19 protein-coding genes are annotated in these 26,185 nt (G+C 71.9%); 12 read left to right on the forward strand and 7 right to left on the reverse strand.

Annotated features, from left to right (window positions below; all coding sequences use genetic code 11):
• Nucleotides 1–26: 26 nt before the first annotated feature.
• On the forward strand, nucleotides 27–1,823 hold the full coding sequence (locus tag H030_RS0105345) for a DUF2142 domain-containing protein (RefSeq protein WP_231398365.1): 1,797 nt from the start codon (nucleotides 27–29) through the stop codon (nucleotides 1,821–1,823).
• Here the strand turns inward: H030_RS0105345 and H030_RS0105350 are convergent.
• The 4 genes from H030_RS0105350 to H030_RS29500 are packed head-to-tail and all read right to left on the reverse strand — an operon-like array spanning nucleotide 1,820 to nucleotide 8,918.
• On the reverse strand, nucleotides 1,820–2,995 hold the full coding sequence (locus H030_RS0105350; protein ID WP_027005369.1) for a glycosyltransferase family 4 protein: 1,176 nt from the start codon (nucleotides 2,993–2,995) through the stop codon (nucleotides 1,820–1,822). The genes H030_RS0105345 and H030_RS0105350 overlap by 4 nt on opposite strands.
• Entirely contained in the window at nucleotides 2,992–5,127 is a 2,136-nt protein-coding gene (locus H030_RS36395; protein WP_051221774.1) for a glycosyltransferase, read from the reverse strand. The genes H030_RS0105350 and H030_RS36395 overlap by 4 nt, the downstream gene beginning before the upstream one ends.
• Nucleotides 5,124–5,405, reverse strand: coding sequence for a hypothetical protein (locus tag H030_RS0105360; protein ID WP_027005370.1), 282 nt, complete (start codon nucleotides 5,403–5,405; stop codon nucleotides 5,124–5,126). The genes H030_RS36395 and H030_RS0105360 overlap by 4 nt, the downstream gene beginning before the upstream one ends.
• Nucleotides 5,406–5,429: 24 nt before the next feature.
• Nucleotides 5,430–8,918, reverse strand: coding sequence for a methyltransferase domain-containing protein (locus H030_RS29500; protein WP_035125887.1), 3,489 nt, complete (start codon nucleotides 8,916–8,918; stop codon nucleotides 5,430–5,432).
• 26 nt (nucleotides 8,919–8,944) lie between these two features.
• Between H030_RS29500 and H030_RS38225 the strand changes: the two genes are divergently transcribed.
• Both H030_RS38225 and H030_RS29510 read left to right on the forward strand, forming a co-directional pair.
• Entirely contained in the window at nucleotides 8,945–10,225 is a 1,281-nt protein-coding gene (locus tag H030_RS38225) for an ABC transporter ATP-binding protein (protein WP_081690526.1), read from the forward strand.
• Entirely contained in the window at nucleotides 10,222–11,073 is an 852-nt protein-coding gene (locus H030_RS29510) for an ABC transporter permease (RefSeq protein ID WP_051221776.1), read from the forward strand. Before H030_RS38225 ends, H030_RS29510 begins: the two co-directional genes overlap by 4 nt.
• Here the strand turns inward: H030_RS29510 and rfbH are convergent.
• On the reverse strand, nucleotides 11,070–12,419 hold the full coding sequence (gene rfbH, locus H030_RS0105380) for a lipopolysaccharide biosynthesis protein RfbH (RefSeq protein WP_027005371.1): 1,350 nt from the start codon (nucleotides 12,417–12,419) through the stop codon (nucleotides 11,070–11,072). The two genes, H030_RS29510 and rfbH, sit on opposite strands and share 4 nt — an antisense overlap.
• A gap of 107 nt (nucleotides 12,420–12,526) precedes the next feature.
• Between rfbH and H030_RS0105385 the strand changes: the two genes are divergently transcribed.
• The 6 genes from H030_RS0105385 to H030_RS0105410 are packed head-to-tail and all read left to right on the forward strand — an operon-like array spanning nucleotide 12,527 to nucleotide 21,415.
• Entirely contained in the window at nucleotides 12,527–14,824 is a 2,298-nt protein-coding gene (locus tag H030_RS0105385) for a hypothetical protein (RefSeq protein WP_027005372.1), read from the forward strand.
• Nucleotides 14,825–14,836: 12 nt separating this feature from the next.
• Complete coding sequence (locus H030_RS0105390) at nucleotides 14,837–16,639, forward strand: thiamine pyrophosphate-binding protein (protein WP_027005373.1); 1,803 nt, start codon at nucleotides 14,837–14,839, stop codon at nucleotides 16,637–16,639.
• Nucleotides 16,640–16,693: 54 nt separating this feature from the next.
• Nucleotides 16,694–17,896 carry an N-acetylneuraminate synthase family protein gene (locus H030_RS29515; protein WP_081690527.1) on the forward strand — a complete coding sequence of 401 codons (1,203 nt, stop codon included), beginning with the start codon at nucleotides 16,694–16,696 and terminating at the stop codon, nucleotides 17,894–17,896.
• Nucleotides 17,897–17,907: 11 nt separating this feature from the next.
• Nucleotides 17,908–18,786, forward strand: a complete 879-nt coding sequence (locus tag H030_RS39530) for an NAD-dependent epimerase/dehydratase family protein (protein WP_231398416.1) — start codon at nucleotides 17,908–17,910, stop codon at nucleotides 18,784–18,786.
• Complete coding sequence (locus H030_RS0105405; protein WP_051221778.1) at nucleotides 18,783–19,256, forward strand: GtrA family protein; 474 nt, start codon at nucleotides 18,783–18,785, stop codon at nucleotides 19,254–19,256. Before H030_RS39530 ends, H030_RS0105405 begins: the two co-directional genes overlap by 4 nt.
• Nucleotides 19,253–21,415: a hypothetical protein gene (locus H030_RS0105410; RefSeq protein ID WP_027005376.1), complete on the forward strand. Its 2,163-nt coding sequence runs from the start codon at nucleotides 19,253–19,255 to the stop codon at nucleotides 21,413–21,415. The genes H030_RS0105405 and H030_RS0105410 overlap by 4 nt, the downstream gene beginning before the upstream one ends.
• Here the strand turns inward: H030_RS0105410 and H030_RS0105415 are convergent.
• Both H030_RS0105415 and H030_RS29520 read right to left on the reverse strand, forming a co-directional pair.
• On the reverse strand, nucleotides 21,412–22,581 hold the full coding sequence (locus H030_RS0105415; RefSeq protein WP_027005377.1) for an FkbM family methyltransferase: 1,170 nt from the start codon (nucleotides 22,579–22,581) through the stop codon (nucleotides 21,412–21,414). The two genes, H030_RS0105410 and H030_RS0105415, sit on opposite strands and share 4 nt — an antisense overlap.
• Nucleotides 22,582–22,587: 6 nt before the next feature.
• Nucleotides 22,588–23,598, reverse strand: a complete 1,011-nt coding sequence (locus H030_RS29520; protein WP_081690529.1) for a glycosyltransferase family 2 protein — start codon at nucleotides 23,596–23,598, stop codon at nucleotides 22,588–22,590.
• An 88-nt stretch (nucleotides 23,599–23,686) separates the two neighbouring features.
• On the opposite strand from H030_RS29520, the gene rfbF reads away from it, so the two are divergent.
• Genes rfbF through H030_RS0105435 form a run of 3 tightly spaced genes read left to right on the forward strand, consistent with a single transcriptional unit; the run spans nucleotide 23,687 to nucleotide 26,180 of the window.
• Nucleotides 23,687–24,463, forward strand: a complete 777-nt coding sequence (gene rfbF, locus H030_RS0105425; RefSeq protein WP_027005378.1) for a glucose-1-phosphate cytidylyltransferase — start codon at nucleotides 23,687–23,689, stop codon at nucleotides 24,461–24,463.
• On the forward strand, nucleotides 24,451–25,515 hold the full coding sequence (gene rfbG, locus H030_RS0105430) for a CDP-glucose 4,6-dehydratase (RefSeq protein ID WP_035125888.1): 1,065 nt from the start codon (nucleotides 24,451–24,453) through the stop codon (nucleotides 25,513–25,515). Before rfbF ends, rfbG begins: the two co-directional genes overlap by 13 nt.
• Complete coding sequence (locus tag H030_RS0105435; protein WP_027005380.1) at nucleotides 25,512–26,180, forward strand: HAD hydrolase-like protein; 669 nt, start codon at nucleotides 25,512–25,514, stop codon at nucleotides 26,178–26,180. The genes rfbG and H030_RS0105435 overlap by 4 nt, the downstream gene beginning before the upstream one ends.
• Nucleotides 26,181–26,185: the final 5 nt, after the last annotated feature.

Below are 26,185 nucleotides of genomic sequence, written 5' to 3' on the forward strand. Positions count from 1 at the left end.
GCGCCCTCTAGACTGTCGCGTTCGTGGTGTTGTCCAAGCTCTCTGCGGCGTGGCGGGAACCCGACGCCGCCGCGGCCGGAGTCCCGGCCCGTCCACGCCTCCTCCCGGTCACCCGGCTCGCCCGGATCGCGCTCGTGCTGATCCTGGCGTTCACGTTCGCGCGCGGCGCGCTGTGGGCGACCACGACCCCGAACTTCTGGGGGCCGGACGAGGACTACCACATGATGTACGTGGACACCGTCGGCCACGACCACCGGCTGATCACGCCGTCCAAGCCGCTGTACTCCAACGAGTACAGCCGGACGCTGGACTACACCGGCTTCAACTTCTACGGCGGCCACCCGCGCACCGCCTTCGGCGGCGACCCGAAGTTCAACCTGCACCGGCTCGCGGCGCTGCCCGAGTCCCAGCGCGAGAAGGTCGCGACGGGCCGCGGCATCGGCGTGATCCACGCGCCGCTGTACTACCTGGCGGGCGGCGCGGTCGACTTCGCGCTCGGCCCCAAGGCGATGCCGACGCGCCTGTTCTGGGTGCGGATGGTCAGCGGCGTCTTCGGCGTCCTGGCCGTCTACGCCACGTGGCTGCTGGCCTCGCTGTTCTTCGCCGCCGAGGCCGCGGCGCTGGCCGCCGCGCTGATCGTCGCGCTGCAGCCGATGCTCAGCTACCTCTCGGGGCTGGTCAACAACGACACCGCGGTGGTGTCGACGAGCGTGCTCGTGCTCGCGTTCGCGGTCTTCATCACCAAGTCGAGACCCCGGGTCCAGCAGGGCATGTGGCTGGGCGGCGCGCTGGCGCTCGCGCTGGCGACGAAGTCGACCGCCTTGGCGATGATCCCGGTCGCCGGGCTCGCCTACCTGCTCCAGGGCGCGACGCACGGGCAGTGGCGCGTGGTCGCGCGCTCGCTGGCGTGGGCGGTCGTGATCCCGCTCGTGCTGATCGGGTGGTGGTACATCCGCTCGAAGATCCTGTGGGGGACGTTCACCGGCGAGGTCCACGGCTTCCACGGCCTCGGCCAGCTGCCGCCCGCGCCGGGCGGCCCGCCGCCGCCCGCGACCCAGCCGGATCCGGCGACGCTGCACGCCTACCTCGGCTCGACCAAGAGGTGGCTGGCGACGGCCTACCGCACGTTCTGGTTCCACTACATGGAGTACGAGGCGCCGCGCGGGACCTACCGCTACTTCGCGCCGGCGGTCGCCTGTGGCATCGGGATGCTGGCGTACCTCTACTACTTCTTCGCCAAGCTGCGGACGTGGCGCCTGCCCGACAAGCCGCTGCTGCGGATGACGGTCGTCGCGGTCGCGCCGCTGATCACGTTCATCGGGCCGCTGTGCCTGCTGGACGTGAGGCGCCAGATCGCCGGCGGCGGCTTCCTGCAGGCGGCCGGCCGCTTCGGCCTGCCGGCCTACCCGGGCCTGGTCGTCGCCGCGATGGTCGGCCTGTTCTGGCTCGTGCGCCGGCAGCACCACCGCGTGCTCGTCGCGGCCCTGATCTTCGGGGCGGGCTGGGAGTGCTGGACGGGCTACCGCTACCACTACCTCCTGCGCTACTTCGGGACGTTCAACCTCAACTTGGGCTTCCACCGGATGGCCTACGACCGGCCGGAGTTCCTCACGGCCACGTTCATCTGGGGCATCTTCATCACGACGATCCTGCTCGTCCTGGCGAGCTGCGTGGCGCTGTGGAAGCTCGGCCGCCGCGAGGACCCGGACCGCCCGATCGCGGCCGCCGAGTCCGGCACCGCCGACGGCGAGCCGGACCCCACGCGCCGGCCCTGGTGGCGCGTGCGCCTGCCGCGCCGCGCGACGCCGGTCCCGGGCGCCTAGCTCGTCTGCAGCGCGGCGCGCAGGCCGGACTCGACCTGGGCGGCGGCGTTGGGCCAGGTGCGCTGGGCGGTGAGGGCGAGGCCGGTGGCGGTGCGGTGGGCGCGGAGGCCGGGATCGTCGAGGAGGTGGTCGATCGCGGTGGCCAGGGCCAGCGGGTCGGGGGGTGCGAGCTCGAGGGCGTCGAGGACGGCGAAGGTCGTGCGCATCGAGGGGACGTCGAGGTCGACGACGGGCAGGCCGCAGGCGAGCATCTCGGTCGGGACGAGCGACGGGTTGGTGAGCGACAGGACGATGCCGAGCGTCGCGGTCGCGTACTGCTGCGCGAGCTGCGGCGGGGTCAGCACGCCGAGGTCGCGGTGGGGGAAGGGCGTGGCGATCGGGCGCGACTCGCCGAAGAGGGCGATGTCGACCGACGGGCGGCGGCGGTGGAGCTCCTCCAGCGCCAGCAGCGCGAGCGGGACCGCGCGGCGGGGCGTCGTCGGGCGCGCGTAGAGCAAGATGGTGTTGCCGCTGCGCGCGGCGTTGGCGTTCCTGTAGGTGTCGTGGTCGACGCCGAGGTCGAACGAGGATGCCGTCGACCCGTACATGTCGGTCACCAGCTCCGCCAGCCACGGCGAGGCGCAGATCGCGTGCAGGCCCTGGCGGTAGGTCCACGCCGCCCACTCGCGCTCGATCGAGGTCGCGTAGAACTCCGGCTCGTGGTCCTGGACGAGGTAGGCGCGCGCGCCCGCGCCCGGCATCCGCAGGACCGCCGGGACCGTCTGCCAGCCGGTCGCCACCACGACGTCGGCGCCGCCGAACGCGCCCGGGTCGCGCAGGCGCCGGACGTCCGCACCGACCGGGCCGAAGAAGTCGATGAACAACGCGCGCAGCGCCGCGTCGTCGGCCTGCCCGGCGTGGCGGCCCTCCTCGTCGATCAGGAGCAGCTCGAGGCGATGGCCGCGATCCTCCAGCCCGCGCACGAGGTCGGCGATCGTCTTGTGCCCGCCCGAGCCGCGCCGGAACTGCGGGATGACGAGCGCGACGCGCAGCGCGCCGCCCTCCGCCGCGGCCCGCGCGGCGAGGGGCGCCGCACCGTCGCGCAACGCCTCCAACATGAACGGCACCCGCGGTGCCTCCAGCGGCGGCTCCGCGCCGCGCAGCCGCCGCGCGAGCCCCGCGCGCAGGCTCATGCCCTGCGCAGGCGCAGCGCCTCGCGCAGGCCCGCCTCGGTCTGGCGCGCCGCGTGGTCCCAGGTGCGCCCCTCGACGAACGCGAGCCCGGCGGCCGAGCGCCGCTTCCACTCGTCCTCGTCGTGCAGCAGGTGCTCGACCACGTCGGCCATCTTGATCGCGTCCAGCGGGGCGAGCGCGACCGGGCCGTCGGCGCCGAACACGCTCTCGGCGCTCACGCCCGCGAGGTCGACGCACGGCATCCCGCATGCCAGCATCTCCTGCGGGATCAGCGAGTAGTTGGTCAGCGACAGCACGACGCCGACCGTGCCCTCGTTGTAGAGCTGCGCGAGCTGGGCGGGCGAGAGCACGCCGAGGTGCTCGTACTCGAACGGCATGTCGATCTCGCGCGTGTCGCCGAACGACAGCACGCGCACGTCCGGCCGCCGCCGCTTGAGCTCGGCGATCGCCATGATCGCCAGCGGCACAGCGCGCCGCGCGGTCGACGCGCGCCCGTAGAGCACGATCGTGTCGGGCTGCCGGGCGAAGCCGGTCGGGTGGTAGACGTCGGTGTCGACGCTGAGGTCGAACAGCGACGCGGTCCCGCCGTAGGTGTCGCGCATGATGTCGGCCAGCCACGGCGAGGCGCAGATGTGGTGCATCCCCATCGTGTAGGTCTCCTGCGCCCACTTCTCCTCGACCGACGTCGCGTAGAACTCGGGCTCGTGGTCGTTGATGAGGTACGCCCGCGCCCGGACGTCCTGAAGCAGCGCGACCGGGTGCGCCGTCTGCCAGCCGGTGGCCAGCGCGACGTCGGCGCCGTACCACTCGCCGAAGCCCTTGAAGACCGGGCCCTCGATCGGCGCGAACCAGTCCTGGATGTCGCGCCGGACGCGCGCGCCGCGCGAGGCGTCCATCAGCCCGACCGGATCGTCGATCCAGTAGGTGACGGTGTGGCCCATGCGCTCCAGCCGCGACATGAGGTTGAAGATCGTCGTGTGCCCGCCGGACCCGCGCGAGAACGGCGGGATCACGCACGCGACGTGCAGCGGCACGTCGACGTCCTGACCGGTCAGCGGCTCCAACAGCGGCGCGGGCCCGCCGCGGCGCTGGTACTCCAGGACCGCCGAGAACACCATGTCGCGCCAGGCCTTCTTGATGACCTTGCCGGTGATCGGCGGCGGCGCCAGCGCGGCGGCGTCCTCGACCGGGTCGGGCGCGGTCGCGGCGACCGCCGTGCCCTCCAGCGAGATCCTCTTCTGCACCGGCGCCGGCAGCTTCTCGGCCCGCGACCCGAGCGCGCCGAAGACCTTGCGCGACGTCTGGTGCACGGCCGACCGCGCGGTCCAGCGCGCCAGCCCCGCGCCGCCGTAGCCGTGCTCGCGCATCCAGGCGCGGTCGGCGGCGACCAGCGCGCGCACGTCGCGCGCCGAGTTGATGTTCAACGGCTCGACGTGCCCGACCGACGCGCGCAGCCCGCGGTACTCGTCGAAGTAGCGGCGCGCGAACGCGACCGGCGGGTAGTCGTGCGCGTGCAGGACCGCGGCGTCCGGGTTGTAGGCCTTGGCCCAGCCCGCGGCGAGCATCGCCTGCGCGAAGTGCTGGTCCTCGGAGTACGGGACGTCCGGGAAGCGCAGCGCCGCCCAGCAGTCGCGGCGGTAGGCGGCGTTGACGTTCGAGAGGAACGCGTCGTCGCCCTCGCGCTGCAGTGACGGCCCGCCGTCCGGCGACGCCTTGGTCGCGAAGTACTGGTCCAGCTCGCGCGCGATCATCGGCGACGTGTCGGGGCGCGCGCGGTGCGGGCCGTAGACCGCGCCGACGTCGTCGGCGAGCGCGAAGCCGGCCAGCAGCGCGTCGGCCCAGCCGGGCAGCGGCGTCGCGTCCTGCGTGATGAAGGCGATGACGTCGCCGCTCACCGACTCGGCGCCGAGGTTGCGCGTGCGGCCGTGGCCGAACGTCGCCGGGTCGATCTCCATGACCCGGACGCCGGCCGCGGCGCGCGCGATCTCCAGCGACCCGTCGGTCGAGCCCGAGTCGATGACCAGCACCTCGTCGACCTGCGGGACGACGGCGGCCAGCAGCTCCTCCAGGAGCTCCGCGCCGTCCTTGACCGGGACGACGACGGAGATCGAACGCGCCGTAGGCGCGCTCACTGCTGACCCGTCAGCTTCCGCTTGGCCTTGCGGACCTTCCACACCACCTGGCGCGAGGAGCGCAGCGCGTTGAGCAGCGGGACCGCCCCCGGCTTGCGCATCACGCGGTCGAGGTCGATGTGCCAGCGGTCCAGCCAGTACAGCTTCTCCTGGGCCACGGCCAGCTGCGTTGCCGTCGACTGCGCCTGGCGCGCGAGCTCGGCCTCGAGCTCCGCGACCCGTGCGCGCAGCGCGGCGATCTCCGCTTCGCGCGGGTCCGTCGTCGGCTCTGCGGTCACGCGATCAGTCTCGCAGACCGCGCATTACGTACGTGCGCTGGCCTCGCCGGCCACGTCGGCCACGACCGCGTAGGCGGGCTGCTTGAGGCGGTCGACCTCGACGTCGCCGGCGCCGTTGGGGAAGAACACGAAGCCGCGATCGAAGCCGGCCTCCTGGACCAGCTCCAGCGTCACCTCGGGGAACAGCGGGTGCTGGTGGGTCGGGTCCAGCCAGAAGCCCTTCATCGCGGCGACCGCGTGCGGGTTGACGGTCTCGACGATCAGCCGGCCCCCGGCGCGCAGCGCGTGGCGGGCGGCCAGCAGCAGCTCCTGCAGCGCCTCGTAGGGCAGGTGCTCGATGACCTGCATCGCGACGACCGCCCCGAGCGAGCCGGCCTCGGCGTTCTTGAGGACCTCGACCGCGTCGGCCTCCTCGACGTTCGTGACCCCGTTGACGCGCGCGATCGCCAGCATGCCCGCGTCGGTGTCGACGCCGCGCGCGGCGATCCCGGCCTTGCCGAGCACCTCCAGCAGCTCGCCGCGGCCGCAGCCGACGTCGAGCACCGGGCCGTGGTCGGCCAGGAGCGGGACGAACGCCTGCTGCAGCGCGGTGATCCGCTCGCGCGAGCCGCGGAAGCGGTCCTCGAAGCGGCGGTAGGCCTCGGCGGTCCCGGCCGCCTCGACGCCGATGCCCTTCGTGAAGCCCTCGACGGCGCCGGCCTGCGGGTCGGTCCAGCGCTCGAACGGCTGCTCCATGTACGGCAGTGCGCGCAGCTGGCCGGCGGGCTCGGCGATGCTCAGCAGCTCCGCGAGCTGGTCGGCCTGGACGGCGAGCTGGTGCTCGACGCCGACCAGCCAGCGCTCGTGGTCGGCGAGGCTCGCCCGGACCCGGCGCAGCGCGGCCATCGTCTGCGTGCGCTCCTCGCGCAGCTCGACCGCGGCGTGCTCGGAGACCTCACCGGAGATCCGGTCGAGCTCCGTGTTGAGCGCGTCGATCGAGCGCAGCAGGCCCTCGTCGATCGACTTCTGGCGTGCCAGCCACGGCGACATGAAGCGCCCGCTGACGTTGCGGACCGGCTTCTTGACCGCGGCGGCGCGGCCGGCCGGGACCGGCAGCCCACGGCCGATCCGGTCGCCGGTGTGGTGCAGGTCGGGCAGCGCCAGCCCGGGCGCGGGCTCGGCCCCGGCCGACAGCCCGTCGTAGACCACCTGCAGGCGCCTGCGCATCGCGTCGCCCGCGACGTGCGGCGCGTGGTGGGCCAACATGTAGGCCTTGCCCTTGGCGCCGCGCTCGCGCGCCTCCTCGGGGTGCTCGAAGACGTGGCGCATCAGCGACGCGGCGTGGTCGAGGTCGGGCTCGGCCCAGCGCGCGTCGGCCGGGTAGGGGTGCGCGCCGCGCCCGACGGTCGTCCAGCCGTGGTCGACGAGGTAGGAGTTCTCGTCGTTCATGAACTCCAGCGTGCCGCCGTAGCGCGTGGCGATCACCGGCTTGCCGAGCAGCATCGCCTCGGCGGGCGTCAGCCCGAAGCCCTCGGACCGGTGCAGCGATAGGTAGCAGTCGCAGTTGTCGAGCATGCCGTTCTTGTGATCGGCCGACACGTACTCGTCGATGATCGTGATGTCGGGATGGTCGGCCGCGGCCAGCAGCGTGCGTTCGTGGTGCTCGGGCAGGTTCTCGGCGTTGATGCACTTCAACACCAACTTGGCGCCCTCGCCCGGCCTGAAGGCCTGCTTGAACGCCTCGATGTGCCCGACCGGGTTCTTGCGCGCCGCGGTCGAGTGGTAGTCGTAGATGTAGAGGAAGACGTAGCCGTCGTCCGGGAAGCCGACGGCCTCGCGCGAGTACGGGCGCAGGCGCGGCATCGTCACCGGCATCGGGACCTTGTTGACCGGGACCGGGCTGTGCGGCGCGACCGCCTGGAAGATGTGGTCGGTCGCGACCCAGACCTCGTCGATGTACTCGAACGCCTCGTGCCAGTCGGGCGGGAACGCGTCGACGATCTCCCACCACCACAGCGCGATCGTGTGGCGGTCCTTGAAGAAGCGGTCGTCGGCCTCGCGCGCGAAGACGGGGATCGTGTCCCCGTTCATGCAGATGATGTTGATGGGGTAGGGCGCCTCGTCCGGGCCCGTGAACGTGAACTCCGCCTCCTGGCGGCAGGGCGGGATCAGCGCGCCCTGGACCGGCAGCGCCGGGACCGTCGCGGCGTCGAGGCCGCCGATCAGCAGCCGCGCCGCCTCGCCGAGGCCCAGCTCGGAGCGGAAGAAGCCCGCGACGTTGGCGCCCCACGGCAGCGGCTCGGCCTGGGCGGGCGCGTCGGTGGCGAACTCCTCCGCCGGCAGCGAGCGCGCCGGGATGTGATGGTCCCTGGTCCCGTAGACGTGCAGCCAGCCCGCGTAGCCGGGGCCGTCGGGGCCGTCGAGGTGCGGGTAGGCGGTCCGGAGGTCGTCGCGCGACTCCCAGATCGCGAGGTGGTAGCGCGTCAGCCCGACCGCGGCGCCCCTCTCGGCCGGCTGGTCGAGCCAGTCGTCGAGCTCGCGCGTGCCCTCCAGCGTCCACGGCGCGTGGGTCAGCGCGCCCTCGGCGTGCGCGCGCCGGATCAGGTCGCGCAGCGTCTCGTCGAGGGGGCGGCCGTGCCAGTCGGTGGTGTACGGCGGGCCCGGCGCCGCGGGCCAGGCCGCGAGCAGCTCCTCGGCGTGGCGGCGCAGCAGCGCGGCCAGCGCGGGCGTGCGCGACAGGCGGACGCGGTTCTGCTTCCACGGCGCCTCCGGCGACTGGGCGTCGAAGCCCGAGAGGTCGAGCAGCGCGAGGCGGTCGCCGCCCGCGGTCAGCGCGTCGGGGTCGTCGCCGGCGACCTCGCGCAGCGGCAGGTTCCAGTAGGCGACGCCGGTCCCGCGGTCGGCGAGCATCCGGACGTCGGCGCCCGGCGCGGTCGCGAAGCGGTCGAGATGGCGCTGGGCGGAGTCGGCGGTCAGCTCGGGCTCGCGCGCCTCGACGTCGGTGATCCCGGACTCCGGCCAGCCGTCGAGCAGCGCGTCGAGCGCCGCGCCCGGCCGCACGGCGAAGACGCGGCGGTTGACCGAGCCGGCGGCGTCGACCCACGCGGCCGGCGGCACCAGGTCCTCGTCCTCCTCCAGGCGCCCGTCGGCCATCGGGACCAGCACGACGCCCGCCTCGGCGGCCGCGTCGAGCAGCGCGGTCAGCGGCGCGGTCACGCGCGTCTCGGCTCCGAGCGCAACAACCGGCGCGCCCGGCTCGTTGGAGGCGGCATGAGCGAGCAGCAGCGGCAGCAGGACGCCGTCGCGATGGGGCGCCTCGGTCGTCGCCACGCGCGGCCACCAGGAGCCGTCGCCGACGAGCCCGTCGAGCGTCAGGACCTCGGCCCCGTCGACGTGCGGCGGGTCCTCGGGCCCGGCGAAGAGCGCGAGCAGCGCGGCGTCCGGGTGGTGCTCGCGCAACGTGCGCGCGAGCACGCGCACCGCGCCGGTGCGCGCGCGGTCGTAGATCGTCACTGCGGTGAAGGCGACGGTCATCCCGCGAGGACCGTACAAGGTGCGCAATGGCTACCATCGTGCGCCTGACCAGCACTGACGTCACCGTCGCCGAGGCGCCTCGGCCGGCGGCTGGGGCCGAGCCGGCCATCGTCGTGGACGGTGTTGGCAAGACCTTCCGGCTGCCGCAACAGCAGTACTCGACGCTCAAGGAGCGCGTGCTGCACCCCTTGCGATCGCAGGTCTACGACGAGCTGCGGGCGCTGCAGGACGTCTCGGTCTCGATCAACAAGGGCGAGTTCTTCGGCATCGTCGGGCGCAACGGCTCCGGCAAGTCGACGCTGCTGAAGTGCCTGGCGGGGATCTACGACCTCGACAGGGGCGCGATCGAGATCACCGGCCGCCTGTCGCCGTTCATCGAGCTGGGCGTCGGGTTCAACCCGGACCTGACCGCGCGCGACAACGTGATCATCAACGCGATCATGCTCGGCATGTCGCGCAGGCAGGCGCGCGAGCGGTTCGACGCCGTCGTCGAGTTCGCCGAGCTCGAGGACTTCCTCGACCTCAAGCTGAAGAACTACTCGTCGGGCATGAACGTGCGCCTGGCCTTCGCGACAGCGATCCAGGTCGACACCGAGCTGCTGCTGGTCGACGAGGTGCTCGCCGTCGGCGACGCCGCCTTCCAGCAGAAGTGCTTCGAGGAGTTCCAGCGGATGAAGGACGCGGGGCGGACGATCGTGTTCGTCACCCACGACATGTCCGCCGTCGAGCGCTTCTGCGATCGCGCGATGCTGCTGGAGAAGGGCAGGGTCGTCGACATCGGCGACCCGCTGCAGATCTCGCGCGCCTACAACGAGCTGAACTTCGGCCGCGTCGCGGAGGTCATCGAGGCCGAGGAGGAGTCGGGCCGCTACGGCGACCGCCGCATCGCCGAGGTGACGCGCGCGTGGTTCGAGAACGTCAACGGCGAGCCGGTCGTCACGCTCGCCCAGGGCGAGCTGATGCGCGTGCGCTTCGAGATCGACGTGCACGAGCGCCTCGTCGACCCGGTCTTCGCCGTCACGCTGCGCAACGAGGCCCACCACACGATCATGGTCGAGCGCACCGACTGGCGCCACGGCTCGACCGGCGTCTTCGAGGCCGGCGAGAAGGCGTTCATCACCTTCCAGTTCGACAACTGGCTCGCGCCCAGCCGCTACACCGCGTCGCCGTCGATCGCGCGCGGCGGGACCGGCGAGGCGTTCCTCGACGTCCGCGAGGACCTCGCGTCGATCGTCGTCTCCAACGTCGGCGAGCGCACCGGTGGCGTCGTCGACCTGCCCCACCAAGTCGAGATCAACCGCCTGTGAGCGTCACGACCCGCTACACCGCCGGCCGCCGCCGCGGCCTGTCCGCCTCCGCGTTCGGCGACGACTTCCGCCGCTTCTGGAACCTGACGTACACGCTGGCCGCGACCGAGTTCAAGTTGAAGTACTTCGGCTCGGCGCTCGGCTACGTCTGGTCGCTGATGCGCCCGGTGATGCTCTTCGGCGTCCTCTACGTCGTGTTCACCTACGTCGTCAGGGTCGGCACCAGAATCGACTTCTACGCGCCGTACCTGCTGACCTCGATCGTCATGTGGACGTTCTTCGCCGAGGCGACGGCGGGCTCGGTGCAGTCGCTGATCGGGCGCGAGTCGCTGCTGCGCAAGATGCGCTTCCCGCGGATCGTCGTGCCGCTGTCGGTGACGCTGACGTCGCTGTTCAACCTCGGGACCAACCTCTTCGCGGTCTTCATCTTCGCGATCCTCTCCGGCGTGCGGCCGCACTGGCTGTGGCTGGAGATCCCGTTGTTGTTGGTGTTGCTCGCGGCGCTGGCGACCGGCTGGTCGATGCTGCTCAGCGCGCTCTACGTCCGCTACCGCGACGTCCAGCCGATCTGGGAGGTCTTCGCGCAGGCGCTGTTCTACGCCTCGGCGGTCCTCTACGCGGTGGAGACCGTCGCGCATCCCTACCAGCGCTGGTTGCTGTGCAACCCGCTGGCGGCGATCTTCACGCAGATGCGTCACTGCTTCCTGGACCCGACCGCGCCGACGACCGCGCAGCTGATGGGCTCCCAGGTCTACCTGCTGATCCCGGTCGGGATCATCGTCTTCATGTTCCTGCTGGGCCTCTGGGTGTTCAACCGCGAGGCCCCGAAGATCGCCGAGCGCCTCTAGGAGGCGCGCCGGGCGTGGAACGCGCCCTCGGCGATCTCGTGCAGGACGTCGACGACGTAGTCGACGTGGGCGTCGGACAGGCCCGGGTAGACGCCGATCCAGAACACGCACTCCATGACGAAGTCCGCGTTGTCGAGCGTGCCGACGACGCGGTGCTCGATGTCCTTGTAGGCGGGCTGGCGCAGCAGGTTGCCGGCGAACAGCAGGCGCGTGGCGATCCCGCGCTCCTCGAGGTGACGCACGACCGCGTTGCGGTCGACGGGCGCCTCGCGGCGGACGGCGATCGGGAAGCCGAACCAGGACGGGTCGGAGTTCGGCGTCGCCTCGGGCAGGATGAACAGCTCGTCGAGGTCGGACAGCCCCTCGGTCAGCCGCGCGAAGTTGCGCTTGCGGGCGTCGATGAAGCCGGGCAGCTTGTCGAGCTGCGCGACGCCGACCGCGGCCTGCATGTCGGTCAGCTTCAGGTTGTAGCCGATCTCCGAGTACACGTACTTGTGGTCGTAGCCGTGCGGCAGCTCGCCGAACTGCTGGTTGAAGCGCTTGCCGCAGGTGTCCTCCTTGCCCGGCTCGCACCAGCAGTCGCGGCCCCAGTCGCGGAACGACTCGGCCAGGACCTTCATCTTGCCCTTGTTCGTGATGACCGCGCCGCCCTCGCCCATCGTGATGTGGTGGGCGGGGTAGAAGGACGTCGTCGCGAAGTCGCCCCAGTGGCCGACGTGCCTGCCGTCGTAGGTCGCGCCGACCGCGTCGCAGCAGTCCTCGACCAGCCACAGGTCGTTGTCCTGACAGAACTTCGAGACCGTCGCGAGGTCGAACGGGTTGCCCAGCGTGTGGGCGATCATCACCGCGCGCGTCTTGGGCGACAGCGCGTCCTGCAGGTGGGTGACGTCGATGTTGTAGGTCGGGACGTCGACGTCGAGGAAGACGGGGATCGCGCCGTACTGGATCGCCGGGTTGACGGTCGTCGGGAAGCCGGTGGCGACCGTGATGACCTCGTCGCCGGGCTTGATCCGCTTGGAGCCGAGCTTCTTGGACGTCAGCGCGCTGAACGCGACGAGGTTGGCCGAGGAGCCCGAGTTGACCAGGATCGCGTGACGGCGGCCGAAGACCTCCTTGGCGAAGCGGCGCTCGAACTGGTGGGCGAAGCGGCCCGTCGTCAGCCAGAAGTCGAGCGAGCTGTCGACGAGGTGCGTCAGGTCCTCGGCGTCGAACACGCGGCCGGACACCGGGACGTTGGTCGTCCCGGCCTCGAACGGCCGGTCCGGGAACGCTTCGGCGTGGTACTCGCGGGTCAGCTGGAGGATCTGGGCACGGAGCGCATCCGCGCGCGATTCGGGCTGGTCCATAGGCGCCGAAACGGTAGCGCGAACGCCCCGCGTGACGCCTGTGCCGGATGGCCTCGGTACAGTTTCGCGACGGGCGCCGACCGGTGAGGACGGCGCGCGACCTCCGTATGGCGACACACGCAAGCGAGCATCCGCACGCGGCCACCGCGCCCGCGCGCGCCCCCGGACGAGCAGCCACGCTGCTGCGCCACCCCTGGATCGTCGAGGGGGCGTGGACCGTCCTGGCGATGGCGATCGGCCTGCTGATCGCCACGCTCGTCTACCACCTGTGGGACGCGAAGCTCCACGTCCCGTTCAACGGCTCGGGCGACGGCGCGCTGAACCTGCTGCTGGCCAAGGACCTCATCGACCACGGCTGGTACTTCACCAACCACGCGCTCGGCGCGCCGTCGGGCCAGGAGCTCTACGACTACTCGGCCTTCGACGCCGACAACCTCCAGGTCATCGGGATGAAGATCCTGACGCTGGGGATCTCCGAGCCCGTCGCGCTGGTCAACGTCTACTTCATCCTCGGCTTCGCCTTCACGTCGGCGGCCGGGTACCTGGGCTCACGCGCGCTGGGCTTCAGCCGCGGCGTCGCGCTGCTGGGCTCCGCGGTCTTCACCGCGCTGCCCTACCACTTCGAGCGCGGCGCGTCGCACCTCTTCCTCGGCGAGTACTTCGTCATCCCGGGCGCGGTCTGGCTGATCGTCACCGCGCTGCAGGGCCAGCCGATCCTGGTCGCGCGCGAGGGCGTGACGGGCTGGAGGCGCTGGCTGACGCCGCGCACGTTCGCGGTCGCGTTCGTCTGCCTGCTGGCCGGCGGCTGCGGCCTGTACTACGCGGTCTTCACGATCCTGCTGGTCGGCCTGGCCGCCGTGCTGCGCGCGATCGCGACGCGCTCGTGGCGCTCCGGCGTGCCCGGGGTCCTCGCCGCGGCCGCGATCGGCGTCGTCCTGATCGTCAACATCTCGCCGGCGCTGGCCTACCAGCACAAGCACGGCAAGGACGAGCCGGTCGCCAAGCGCTTCGCGTTCGAGAGCGAGCTCTACGCCACGTCGCTGACCCAGATGCTGCTGCCGATCGGCAACCACCGGATCGGCGCGTTCGCCAAGCTCACCGACCGGCACACGACCACGACGCCGGTCAGGGGCGAGATGGGCCAGCCGCTGGGGCTGCTCGGCGCGCTGGGCTTCATCGGCCTGCTGCTGGTCGGCTCCTCGCGGCTCCTGCGCGGCCCGCCCGAGCGGCCGGATCGCTTCACCGGGCTGCTCGGCGCCGCGACGGTCGGCGGCGTGCTGGCGTTCCTGTGGGCGACGTTCGGCGGCATCGCGTCGTTCTTCGCCTACGTGATCTCGCCGCAGATCCGCGCGTGGTCGCGGCTGACGCCGTTCATCGCGTTCTTCGCGCTGCTCGCGGTCCTGGTCGTCGCCGAGCGCCTGCGCGGGCGGATCATCGCTTCGGGCGGGCTCGGCCGCCGGGTCGCCGCCGGGGCCGTGCTCGCGGCCGTCGCCGTGCTCGGCGTGCTGGACCAGACGTCGCCCAAGGACGAGCCCGTCTACGCGTCGACGATCGGCTCGTGGGCCAACAACCAGCACTTCGTCTCCGCGCTCGAGCAGAGCGTGCCGAAGGGCTCGATGATCCTGCAGCTGCCGTTCCACGCGTTCCCGGAGGCCGGCGACGTCAACGGCATGCAGGACTACGACCTGCTCCAGGGCTACCTGCACTCCAGGGACCTGCGCTGGAGCTACGGCGCGATGAAGGGCCGCCCGGCCGACTGGACCGACGAGGCCGAGCAGCAGCCGCTGCCGTGGGTCCTGAGGGCCGCGGTCGCCGCGGGCTTCGCGGGCGTCTACATCGACCGCGCCGGCTACGCCGACCACGGCGTCGCGGCCGAGAAGACCGTGCGCAGGGTGCTCGGCGGCGCCCCGGCGGTCACGGGCGACGACTGGGGCCGCCTGGTCTTCTACAGCGGGCTGGCGCTGCGCGCCAGGCAGCAGCAGACGATGACCCCGGCCCAGCGCGCCGCGCTCGGCAACGCGCTGGTCCATCCCGTCGACCTCGAGTACGGCGACGGCGTCTACGACGAGGAGCCCGGCGCCGCCGGCGCGCCGCCGTTCCGCTGGATCGGGCCCGACGCGACGATCGACGTCGTCAACCCGGGGTCGCAGGCGACGGGCAGCTTCGAGGCGACCGCCGCCGCGGGCGAGGGGTCGATGACCGTCACCGCGCCCGGCCAGGCGCCGACCGTCGTGCGCTTCACCAACGGCAGGGAGAAGGTCAGGGTCCCGCTGACGCTGCCCGCGCACGGCACCGTGAGGCTGACCTTCCACGCCGACGTGCCGAGGCAGGGCGTCCCGCCGGAGACGCGCGACCTGCGGGTCCAGCTGTTCGGCGCCCAGTTCGCCGCCGACGGGGCGAGCTAGCCTCCCGGGCCGATGGCCGACACCGAGAAGTACGCGAACGTCCTCGTCTCCTGGCTGCGTGAGCTCGGCTACACGCACTGCTTCTTCGTGGCCGGGGGCAACATCATGCACTTGATCGACGGCATCCGCGATCAGATGACGTGCATCCCGACCGTGCACGAGGTCGCGGCCGGGCTGGCCACCGAGGCCTTCAACGCCGCCGAGGGCGAGGGGCGCGCGTTCGCGCTCGTCACCGCGGGGCCGGGCATGACCAACGCGGTCACCGCGCTGGCCTCCGCGTGGCTGGAGTCGCGCGAGCTGCTGATGCTCGGCGGCCAGGTCAAGACCGAGGACCTCAACCGCGGCGCGATCCGCCAGCGCGGGATCCAGGAGGTCGACGGCCGCGACATCGCCGCGCCGGTCAGCGTCGCCTCGGTCCGGATGGAGACGCCGATGGCGCGTCACGAGGTCGCCGCGCTGGTCGAGCAGGGCCGCACCGGCCGCAGGGGCCCGGTCTTCCTGGAGATCTGCCTCGACGTCACCGCCGCTCCCGTCGTGCGCGCCGACCTGGAGGCGCAGCCGCTGCCCGCGCCGCCCGCGATCCCGGCGCCGAGCGCCGACGACATCGCGCAGGTCCGCGCATTGCTGGAGGACGCCGAGCGTCCGCTGCTGCTGCTCGGCGGTGGCCTGACGCGCACCACGGTGCGCGAGCTGCTGCCCGCGCTGCGCGCCGCCGGGATCCCGTTCATGACGACGTGGAACGGGATCGACCGCGTCGGCTCCGACGAGCCGCTCTACCTCGGCCGGCCGAACACGTGGGGCCAGCGCTCGGCCAACGTCATCATGCAGAGCGCCGACCTGCTCGTCGCGCTCGGCACGCGCCTGGGCCTGCAGCAGACCGGCTTCAACTGGCAGCAGTTCATCCCCGTCGGCCAGGTCGTGCAGGTCGACATCGACGCCGCCGAGCTGGCCAAGGGCCACCCGCGCGTGGACGTCCCGATCGAGGCCGACGCCAACGCGCTGCTGGCCGGGATCCTGGACGGCGAGCCGATCGAGCGCCCGGACTGGCTGGCCTTCGGCCGCCACGTGCGCGAGGTGCTGCCGATCGCCGAGGACGGCAACGAGCACCGCGAGGGCTACCTCGACCCGTTCCGCTTCACGCTCGCGCTCGCCGACCTGGCGACCGCCGACGACGTCTTCATCCCGTGCTCGTCGGGCGGCGCCAACTCGGTGTCGATGCAGTCCTGGCAGCAGAAGGCCGGCCAGGTGATCTTCGCCGACAAGGGCCTGGCCTCGATGGGCATCGGGCTGTCGTCGGCGATGGGCGCCGCGTTCGCGCACCCGTCGCGGCGCACGATCATGATCGAGGGCGACGGCGGCTTCGCGCAGAACCTACAGGAGCTCGGGACGGTCGCCGCCCACGACGTCAACCTCAAGATCTTCCTCTGCGTCAACGAGGGCTACGCCTCGATCCGCACGACGCAGCGCAACTACTTCGGCGGCGCCTACCTTGGGTGCGACACGAAAACCGGCCTCGGCTTCCCGGCGTGGGAGCCGCTGTTCGCCGCCTTCGGGATCCCGGTGCAGACGCTGGCCGACGGCTGGGAGCGCGACAGCGCGTTCCTGGACGCGTTCGGCGCGCCCGGTCCGGCGGCGTTCATCGTCCCGGTCGACCCCGAGCAGACCTACCTGCCGAAGATCACCAGCCGGGTCACCGAGTCCGGCTCGATGGAGTCCAACCCGTTGCACATGATGTCGCCGGAGCTCCCGGACGACGTCGCGGCCGACGTCCTGCGGCACATCGTTGCCAGCGGGCAGGTCGCGCAACAACGGTGACGGACCCCTCGTTACACTCGACGACAGCGACCCCTCCGGAGGACGTGCTTTCGCATGAGCAGCAGACCTGACAGCCAGATCTTCGAGAACCTCTTCGTCCTGGAGCTGGCCAACAACCACTGGGGCAACCTGGACCGTGGACTGAAGATCATCCGTGACTTCTCACGGATCGTGCGCTTCAACAACGTGCACGCGGCGATCAAGCTCCAGTTCCGCGACGTGGACAACTTCATCCACAAGGACTGGCGCCACCGCGAGGACATCCGCTACATCAAGAAGACCCTCGACACGCAGCTGTCCAAGGACGAGCTGCGCCAGATGGTCGAGGCGGTCCGCAACTCCGGCTGCGTGACCTGCGCGACCCCGTTCGACGAGGCGTCGGTCGAGATGTGCGTCGAGTTCGGCGTGGACGTCATCAAGATCGCCAGCTCGGACATCAGCGACTGGTTCCTGATCGAGCGCATCGCCAAGACGCGCAAGCCCGTGATCTTCTCCACCGGCGGGTCGTCGCTGAAGGACATCGACGACATGGTCACGTTCTTCGAGCGGCGCCAGATCCCGATGGCGATCAACCACTGCGTGTCGATCTACCCGAGCGAGGACTCCGAGCTCGAGCTCAACCAGATCGACTTCCTCAAGCGCCGCTACCCGGACCACGTCATCGGCTACTCGACGCACGAGCACACCGACTGGACCTCGTCGGTGATGATGGCCTACGCCAAGGGCGCCCGGACGTTCGAGCGTCACATCGACATCGAGGCCGACGGCATCCCGGTCTCGGCGTACTGCACGTTGCCCCATCAGGCCGACGAGTGGTTCAAGGCCTACCAGAAGGCCCGCGAGATGTGCGGCGGCGCGGCGACCGAGCGTCGCGCGCTGCCCAACAAGGAGGTCGAGTACCTCGACGCGCTGGTCCGCGGCGTCTACGCCAAGCGCGACCTGCCCAAGGGCACCGAGCTGACCGACAACGACGTCTACCTGGCGATCCCGCTGCAGAAGGGCCAGATCTCGGCCCGCGAGTTCATGCGCGGCGAGGTCATTCAGGCGCCGATGAAGGCCGACGAGGCGATCCACATCGACGACGTCGACTCGCCCTACGCCGACAACGAGCGGCTCAAGAGGCTGATCTACGACCGCGGCTTCGACCCGGAGAACACCCCGCCGTCCGCGGACGCCAAGAAGGCGGCCGAGGCCGACGCCTCCAAGAACGGCCACAAGGTCGAGCGGGATCCGCTCCTCGACCCGAGCGCGCCCTGACGCGGGTCGCGATCACCGGGGCCACCGGCTGGCTCGGCCGCGCTGCGGCCGAGCGCGCGGCGGGGCGCGGGGACGAGGTCCTCGCCTTCGCCAGCGCGCGCAAGCCGCTGCGCCTCGACGACGGGACGACGTTGACCGCGGCGCCGCTGGCCGAGCTGGCGCAGACGCCGCACGACGTCCTGCTGCACTTCGCCTACGCGACGCGCGAGCACGCCGTGGGCGCCGAGTACGTCGAGACCAACGCGGCGATCACCGCGACGGTCGTCGAGGCGATCGCCCGGCAGCGGCCGGCCGCGGTCGTCTACGCCAGCTCCGGCGCGGTCTACCGCGGCGAGGGCGACGCCGACGGCCTGGCCTTCGACGTGCGCGCCGACCCCTACGGCGCGCTCAAGCGCCTCGACGAGCTGACGCTGCGCGCCGCCGCGCAGGACGTCGGCGCGGCCGCGATCGTCGCGCGCGTCTTCAACCTCGCGGGGCCGTGGCTGCTCAAGCGCGGCTTCGCGATCGCCAACCTGATCGAGCAGGTCCAGGCCGGGGGCGCGGTGACGATCCGCGCCGGCCATCCGGTCGTGCGCTCCTACGTCGACGTCGAGGACCTCGCCGCGCTGCTGCTGGCGCTGGCCGGCGCGCGCCAGGACGCGCGCTTCGACACCGCGGGCGAGGTCGCCGTCGAGATGGGCGAGCTGGCCGCGCGCGTCGCGCAGGCGCTGGGCCGCGAGGACGAGCTGACCATCGAGCGCGACTGGGACCCGGCCGCGCCGGCCGACCGCTACGTCGGCGACGGCGCGGAGTGGCTGCGCCTGACCGCCGAGCACGGGATCGCGCCGCGCGACCTCGGCGCGCAGATCGCGCGCACCGCCGCGTCGCTGCGCGCGGGGGAGCCGGCGTGAGCGACGAGATCGTGACCGAGTCCGCCGCCGTGGCCGTGCCGCCGGAGCAGGACCGGCCCCACGACATGAACGCGCGCCCGCAGGGGCTGCTGTTCCTGGTCGTCGGCGGCTGGAACACGCTGTTCGCCTACATCTTGTTCGCCGCCGTCCAGCTGACGATCGGCAAGCACACGGGCTACCTCGTGGTGCTGCTGATCTGCACGGTCGGCGCGATCCTCAACGCCTACCTCTGCTACCGCCGCTTCGTGTTCAAGGTGGAGGGGCACTGGTTCCGTGACCTCGCGCGGTTCTCGACCGTTTACATGGGGTCGTTCGTGGCGAACCTGGCCCTGCTGCCGCTCGCGGTCGAAGTGCTCAACATCCCTGTGCTTGTGGCCCAGGGCGCGATCATGGTCGGGACGGTCCTCGTCTCGTTCTTCGCGCACCGCGACTTCTCGTTCCGCCGCACCCCCGACGACATCCAGCCGTGACCGACACCACCATCGCCGACGACACGACCACCACCGCGACGCGCACCAAGTCGCGCCTGAGCCGCGAGCGCCTGCGGCAGTTCCCGTGGGAGCTGCCGGTCGTCCTGCTCGCGCAGCTGCTGTTCCTCGGCAACGCGGTCAAGACCTACTTCGTCGACGACGACCTGCTCAACCGCTCGGTCTCGGGCGCCCTGTCCAACACCGGCATCTCATACTGGGGCGGCGTCCATGCGCTGATCGAGAGCTGGTGGCACGACGCGGGGCGCTTCTATCCGATCTCGTTCTACCAGGGCCCGCCGCAGTTGATGTACATCCACGACTACCGGGTGTACAAGGTGCTGCTGCTGGCCTGGATGGTCGGCGCGGGGATCTGCGTGTGGCTGCTGCTGCGCGAGCTCGGCGTCAGCCGGCCGGCAGCGTCGCTGGCCCTGCTGCTGACCTCGGTCGCGGTCCAGTTCCGCCCGCAGGACGGCGTGCTGGCCTACACGGGCCTGGAGCAGATCATCCTCGGCGAGATGGCGCTGTCGCTGCTGTTCTTCAGCCGCTTCCTGCGTCTCGGGCGCAAGCGCTACATGGTGCTGAGCGTCCTGCTGTTCATCATCTCGTCGCTGACCTACGAGACCAGCTACGTGTTCGGCCCGCTCTACGCGATCATCGCGCTGCAGCGGCGTGGCTGGCGGATCTGGCCATGGCCGCGGCTGTGGGCGGTCGTCCGGCCGCTGATCCCGATCGTGCTCGCCTCGCTGGTGTTCATCGCGATCGGCAGCTACGGCCGTGCGCACGCCACCGTCGGCAGCACGGGGCCGTACGCGCCTTCGTGGAACAAGCACGAGATCGTCTACACCTTCGTCGACCAGTTCGTCGCGGCGGTGCCCCTGACCTACGCGTGGCTGGACCCGATGGGCATGTACGGGTCGTTCAGCCGCTCGATCGTCCACGGCGTGAGCTGGAAGGACATCGGCATCGGGCTCGTCTTCGCGCTCGTGGCGCTCGCGATGCTGCGCCGGATCCGGGTGCGCGACGACTGGAACCCGTGGGCCGTCGCCCTGCTCGGCCTCGGGCTGTGGGCGCTGAGCGCGTTCCCGATCGCGCTGGCGACCCGCTACCAGATCGAGATCGTCGCCGGGCTGGCGCACATCCCGGTCGTGCTCGAGTTCTTCGGCTTCGGCATGGTCGCGGTCGGCGTGGCCGTCGGGATCGGGCGGCGCGTGCCGCCGCCGGCGCGCACGGCCGCGGCGGCGGTGCTGGCCGTCGCGATCGGCGTGGTGGCCGCCTTCGGGCATCGCGCCAACGCGATCTTCGTCGCCTCCGACCTGCCCGCGCGCGTGGTGGGCACGACCTCCGAGCTGGCGGGCCGGACGATCGTCAGGGACCACGTGGCGACCGGCTCGGTCCTGTACGCGGATTCCGGCGTCGCCGGCAACAACGCCGAGTTCTACCGGATCTACAGTGGTCACAAGCTCGACGTCGAGCCGACCGATCCAGCGAAGGCCGACGCGGTCGCCGACCACGCGAAGCCGTGCGTCCCGGGCCGCCCGGGGACGTGGTACCTGAGGGAGGGCCTGCTGACGCCGCGCACCGGCCTGGCGATCCTGACCTGCGCGGGCGGGCCCGGCGGCTACGTCGTGCTGAGGTCGATGCCGCGCGACCGGGCCACGGTCTCGGTGCTGAGCCGCGCGACCGATCCCAGGCACGCGCCGACCGGCGTCTTCGGGCTGGTCTCGACGACCGACCTCAACCGCGTCCCCGGCGCCATCGACCCGTACAGCACGGCGATCCTCCCGGTCGGCGACCAGGCCGTCATGGCCGACTGGACGGCGGGCTGCTGGAAGACGACGCCGGCGTCGCCCACCGCGCCGGCCGCCCGCTTCTGCCAGGACGGCGCCGAGCTGACCGTGATCCCGACGGCCGGCGAGCCCGCGAGGGCCAACGTCCAGATCCCGCTGATGGGCACGGGGCCGAAGGGCAGGACGCTGGTGGTCACCGGCCCGGGCGTCAACGTGCGCCAGTCCGCCAAGGCCACCCAGCCGTTCGCGGTCGACGTGCCCGCGCAGGGGCTGAGGCTGAGGGTCCGCGTCGAGGGCGCCCGCAGGCTGCCCGGCGTGCCCGGCGGCCTGGACGCGCAGTTCGCCGTGCAGCCGGCGATCCCGGTGACCTAGAGCGGGCGCTCTGCGGGGATGGCGTACAACACGACCTCCCAGCAGTCCGAGAGGTAGCGGCGGATCTTGTAGGTGTAGTCGCCCTCGACCAGGCTCGCGACCAGCAGCGGCAGCGACCAGAGGTGGTCCTGGGCGTGGTAGATGCACACCGCCAGCGCCGGGCGGTGGCGCGCGATCGTCGCGCGCGCGCCGTTCAGCGCGTCGGGCTCGGCGCCCTCGATGTCCATCTTGATGTAGGTGGCGGCGACGCCGAGGTGCAGGAGCTCGTCCAGCGGCGCGACCTCGACCTCGATCTCGCCGTCCTCGGCCATCCCCGCCGAGCTGGTGCCGGGCAGCGCCCAGCGCGCGGTGCCGCGCTCGGCGCCCGCGGCCCACGGCAGCACCTCGACGGCCTCGACGACCGCGGGGCCGAGGTCGGCCAGGCGCTCGTTCAGCGCCTCCAGGTTGTCGGGGTCGGGCTCGAGCGCGTAGATCCTCTGCACGCCCGCGGGGTGGTGCTCGATCAGCGAGGCGACCGTGTCGCCGTCGTAGGCGCCGCAGTCGACGAAGACGTCGTCGTCGGCCAGCGCGATGACGTCGGCTGAGAAGTACTGCTCGGAGGTCGGCAGGTGGCCGCCGAGGACGTCGAAGTCCGCGGTCAGGCGCCAGGCGAGCTGGACCAGGAACTGCTCGCGCGACGCGTCGTCGGCCAGCAGCGCGTAGGCGGCGCGCACGTCGTCGGCCTGCTCCAGGACCCTGTGCGGGAGGTCGACGGCGTAGTGCGGCAGCAGCCCCTCGGGGTGCGCCCAGCCGACGAGGATCCACGGGACGACCAGCTGCGCGCCGGCCTCGGCCAGCGCGTCTCGGACCGAGTTGTAGGGGAACCGCGGGTTCAGGATCGTCACCACGAAGACCGCGTCGGCGCCGTGGCGCGCGACGGCCTCGGCCATCGGCAGGACGTCGACGCCGTCGACGGGCTGCGCGCCCGGCTGGGCGCCGCCGTCGGAGAAGCACACCGGCTCGATGCCGCCGGCGCGCAGCGCGGCGAGGACCGAGCGGCCGACGCCGCCGGCGCCGTGCAGCACGATCGGGCGCTCGCCGGCCGCGGCGGCGAAGGCGCCGGCCGCGCGGGCGCGCGCGTCGTCAGGGCGCTCCGCGAGGAGCGTGTCGAGGTCGAGCGTCGTCATGGTGTCCTATCGACTGCTGGTGAGGACCGCGGCGACCGGCTTGGCCGGGCCGGTCCGGCGGTCCAGGATCGGGTCGTCGACGAAGCCCAGCTCGGTCCGCACGACGTAGTTGGGCCGCTGCTTGACCTCTTCGTAGATGAGGCCGATGTACTCGGCCAGCACGCCGAGGATCGAGAACAGCAGGCCGAACATCAGGATCATCACGCTGATCAGCGTGCCGAAGCCCGGGAACGGGACGCCGACGAGGATGAACCGCAGCGCGAGGACGACGAGCGCGATCGCCGAGAGCCCGCTCAGCGCGATGCCGACGCCGGAGATGATCCGCAGCGGCATGTAGGAGTGCGCGAGGATTCCGCGCACCGCGAAGCCGAGCACGCCGAAGGTGTAGGCCTTGGACTCGCCGGCGTGGCGCGGCACGCGCTCGTGCTCGACCCCGGTGGTCTTGAAGCCGACCCAGGAGAACAGCCCGCGCATGAAGCGGTTGCGCTCCTCCATGCGGTTGATCGTGTCGACGATCGTGCGGTCGATCAGGCGGAAGTCCGACACGTTGCGCGGGATGCGCCCGTCGGTCATCTTGCCGGCGATCAGGTAGAAGAGGTTGGAGTTCATCCGCCGGATCGGGCCGGTGCCGGTTCGCGCGGTGACGATCCCGTGGACGTGGTCGTAGCCCTCCTCCCACCTCTCGATGAACTGGGGGATGACCTCCGGCGGGTCCTGCAGGTCGGCGGTCATGAGGATCGCCGCGTCGCCCGAGACGTAGGCCAGCCCGGCGGTCAGGCCGCCGTCCATGTGGAAGTTGCGGGCGAGCTGGATCGTCTTGAAGCGGTCGTCGCGCGCGTGCAGCGCCTGCAGCAGATCCCAGGTGCGGTCGTGGGAGCCGTTCTCGACGATGATCGCCTCGAAGTCGTACTGCGGCAGCGAGTCGAAGACGGCCGCCAGACGGCTGCCGAGCTCGTCGACGCACTCCTCCTCGTTGTACGCAGGGACGACGATCGAAATGAGCTTCTTGCGATCCATGAAGGGCTCCAGACTAGCGGCGGCCCCCTTGGAACGGCACCCCGGGCGGGAAGTTCCGCCACTGCCAGACGGACTAGACTCGCCGCGGATGAAGGCGGTCATTCTGGCGGGCGGCTTCGGCTCACGCCTCAGCGAAGAGACGACGGTCCGGCCCAAGCCGATGGTCGAGATCGGCGGCATGCCGATGCTCTGGCACATCATGAAGGGGCTCGGCCACCACGGCATCGAGGAGTTCGTGATCTGCCTCGGCTACAAGGGCGACTTCATCAAGCAGTGGTTCGCGAACTACTTCCTGATGACCAGCGATGTGACGCTGGACCTCGCCAACCGGTCGATGGAGGTCCACGACTCCCGCACCGAGCCGTGGAAGGTCACGCTGCTGGAGACCGGGCCGACGACGCTGACCGGCGGGCGCCTGAAGCGCGCGATGCGCCACATCGGCGGCGACGAGCCGATCCTGATGACCTACGGCGACGGCGTCGCCGACGTCGACGTCAGGGCGCTGCGCGCCTTCCACGACGAGCAGGGCACGCTGGCCACGGTCACCGCCGTGCAGCCGCCCGGCCGCTGGGGCGCGCTCGACGTCCACGGCCACCGCGTCGAGCACTTCCGCGAGAAGCCCAAGGGTGACGGCACGTGGACCAACGGCGGGTTCTTCATCCTCGACCCCAAGGTCGAGTCCTACATCGAGGGCGACGACACCACCTTCGAGGCCGAGCCGTTGCGGCAGCTGGCGCACGAGGGCCAGCTGGCGCCGTACCTGCACGAGGGCTACTGGCAGGTCATGGACACGCTGAAGGAGAAGCACGACCTCCAGGCCGCGTGGGACTCCGGCAGGCCGCCGTGGGTGACATGGGAGCAGTAGACCCGTCCTTCTGGCGCGGCCGCCGCGTCCTGGTCACGGGCAACACGGGGTTCAAGGGCGCCTGGCTGACGCTGTGGCTGCTCGACATGGGCGCCGAGGTCAGCGGGCTGGCGTCGGGCGTGCCGACCGACCCGTCTTTGTACGAGCTGGCCGGACTGAGCGCCGACGTCCCGCAGGACCACGTGGACGTCCGCGACGCCGAGGCCGTGCAGCGCGCGGTGGCGGCGCGCCGGCCGGAGGTCGTCCTCCACATGGCGGCCCAGGCGTTCGTCCGGCGCTCGTTCCGCGATCCGCTGGAGACCTACGCGACCAACGTCATGGGCACCGCGCACGTGCTCGAGGCGGTGCGGCTGGCGCCGGAGGCGCCGCGCGTCGTCGTCAACGTCACGTCCGACAAGTGCTATGAGAACCGCGAGTGGGAGTGGGGCTACCGCGAGGACGAGCCGATGGGCGGCTTCGACCCCTACTCCAACTCCAAGGGCGCGTCCGAGCTGGTGACGAGCGCGTACCGCTCGTCGTTCTTCAGCGATCCGGACGGCGTCCGCCTCGCCTCCGCCCGCGCCGGCAACGTCATCGGCGGCGGCGACTGGGGCGAGGACCGGCTGATGGCCGACATCATGCGCGGCGCGCTGGTGGGCGAGGCGATCGCGATCCGCCGGCCCGACGCGATCCGCCCCTGGCAGCACGTGCTCAACCCGCTGAGCGGCTACCTGCGCCTCGTCGAGGCGCTGTGGGCCGACGCCGCCCACGCGACCGCCTTCAACTTCGGCCCCGCCGAGACCGACGCGCGGCCCGTGCAGTGGATCGTCGACCGCATCGGCGAGCGCTGGCCGGACGCGCTGGACTTCCAGGTCGACCCCGGCCCGCACCCGCACGAGGCGACGTGGCTGAAGCTCGACTCCGCGCGCGCCGCGGCGCGCCTGGGCTGGCGCCCGACGTGGGCGCTGGATCAGACGCTCGACGCGATCGTCGACTGGTACGCGTCCTACCGCGCGGGCGAGGACGTCCGCGCGACGACGCTCGGGCAGATCCGCGGCTTCGCGGGCGCATGAGCGCCGCGGTCCTCTTCGACCTCGACGGCTGCCTCGTCGACTCGCGCCGCGGGATCACGACGTCGCTGCGCCACGCGCTGGCGGCGGCGGGCCTGCCCGACCGCGACCCCGCCGACCTGGAGCGCTTCATCGGGCCGCCGATGTCGCACACGATGCAGGAGCTGACCGGCGCCGTCGCCGGGACGGCGGAGAACGACGCGCTGGTCGCCGGCTACCGCGCCCACTACGCGCAGACGCTGGTCGCCGGCACCGAGGTCTTCGCCGGGATCCCGGAGGCGCTCGCCGACCTGCGCGCGGCCGGCCACCCGCTGGCCGTCGCGACGTCCAAGCCGCTGCCGTTCGCGCGGCAGCTGCTCGACGAGCTCGGGCTCGGCCCGGCGTTCGGGCACGTCGCCGCCGCGCCGCTGTCCTCGCACGAGCCGTCCAAGGCCGAGCTGGTCGCCGAGGCGCTGGCGGCGCTGGGCACCGAGCGCGGCGTGATGGTCGGCGACCGGCGCTTCGACGTCGAGGGCGGCCTCGCCAACGGGGCTGCGACGATCGGCGTGCTCTGGGGCTTCGGCTCGCGCGAGGAGCTGGAGGCGGCGGGCGCGAGCGCGCTGGCGGCCGCGCCGGCCGAGCTTCCGGGGCTCGTCGCCGCGCTGCTGGACGACGCGCAAGCGGGATAGCCTGT

Origin of the sequence: Conexibacter woesei Iso977N (assembly GCF_000424625.1) — a bacterium.
Classification (GTDB): domain Bacteria; phylum Actinomycetota; class Thermoleophilia; order Solirubrobacterales; family Solirubrobacteraceae; genus Baekduia; species Baekduia woesei_A.